Origin of the sequence: Alcaligenes sp. YSL9, from assembly GCF_030515105.1 — a bacterium.
In the GTDB taxonomy this organism is placed as follows: domain Bacteria; phylum Pseudomonadota; class Gammaproteobacteria; order Burkholderiales; family Burkholderiaceae_B; genus Alcaligenes; species Alcaligenes phenolicus.
This window is the reverse complement of the sequence record NZ_JALXJU010000011.1, coordinates 1-1,149: the sequence shown is the minus strand read 5'-3', so window position 1 is coordinate 1,149 and position 1,149 is coordinate 1. Positions and strand designations below refer to the sequence as shown.

General features: G+C 56.2%; 1 protein-coding gene. It reads right to left on the bottom strand.

The features are described from left to right. The coding region (locus M2Q46_RS18710) for an Ig-like domain-containing protein (RefSeq protein WP_302357876.1) at window positions 1-1,149 on the bottom strand (1,149 nt) is incomplete at both ends.

The window sequence follows — 1,149 nt, the reverse complement described above, 5'->3', positions numbered from 1 at the left end:
CTTCCGTTTCCACCTTGGCGTGAACATTGCTGTCCTGAGCCAGTTCGGTACCAGGAACGTCTACGTTCCAGGTCTTGCCGTCAGCGTTAACGGTGGTGGTGTAATCCTTGCCGTTCACGGTCACAGTCACCGTGTCACCGGCCTTGACGTCTTTACCCACAGTACCGGTAACAGTGACATCCCCTTCCGATTCAGCCTTGTTGATTACGTCGTCACCGGCAATGGTGTCGATCGTGATCGAAGCTTCAGGCAGGTCAGTGTCGACACCGTAGCCACGGTCAGCTTCAGCACTCGCTGGGTTGCCGGCGGCGTCTTCCGTTTCCACCTTGGCGTGAACATTGCTGTCCTGAGCCAGTTCGGTACCAGGAACGTCTACGTTCCAGGTCTTGCCGTCAGCGTTAACGGTGGTGGTGTAATCCTTGCCGTTCACGGTCACAGTGACAGTGTCGCCAGCCTTAACGTCTTTACCCACGGTACCGGTGATGGTCACGTCGGACTCGGACTCAGCCTTGTTGATCACGTCGTCGCCCGCAATGGTGTCGATGGTGATGGCGGCTTCCGGAGCATCGGTATCAACATCGTATGGACGTTCTGCATTGGCGGAAGCGGGGTTGCCAGCTTCGTCCTCAGTCGTAACCTTAGCGTCAACTTTAGCGTGACCCAGCAGGTCCACGCCTGGAACATTCACGTTCCACGTCTTGCCATCGGCATTAACCGTTGTAGTGAACTCTTTACCACCGATAGTGATAGTGACGGTGTCGCCGGCCTTGACGTCCTTGCCAACCGTACCGGAGATGGTCACGTCGGATTCGGACTCGGCCTTGTTAATGACGTCATCTTCAGCGATGACATTAATAGCGATCTCGGCTTCAGGAGGCGTAACGTCGACATCGTAAGGCTTCTCGTCGGTCGCAGTCGTGGTGTTGCCGGCGTCATCGGTCGTGGTGACTTTGGCTTCAACCTTGTCGTTGTTGACCAGTTCGGAACCAGGAACGTCCACGCTCCAGGTCTTGCCGTCCGGATTGACGGTGGTTTCGTATTCTTTACCGCCGACGGTCACAGTGACCTTGTCGCCAGGTTTGACGTCTTTACCAACCGTACCGGTGATCGTGACGTCGCCGCCCGACTCTTCCTTGTTGATCACGTCGT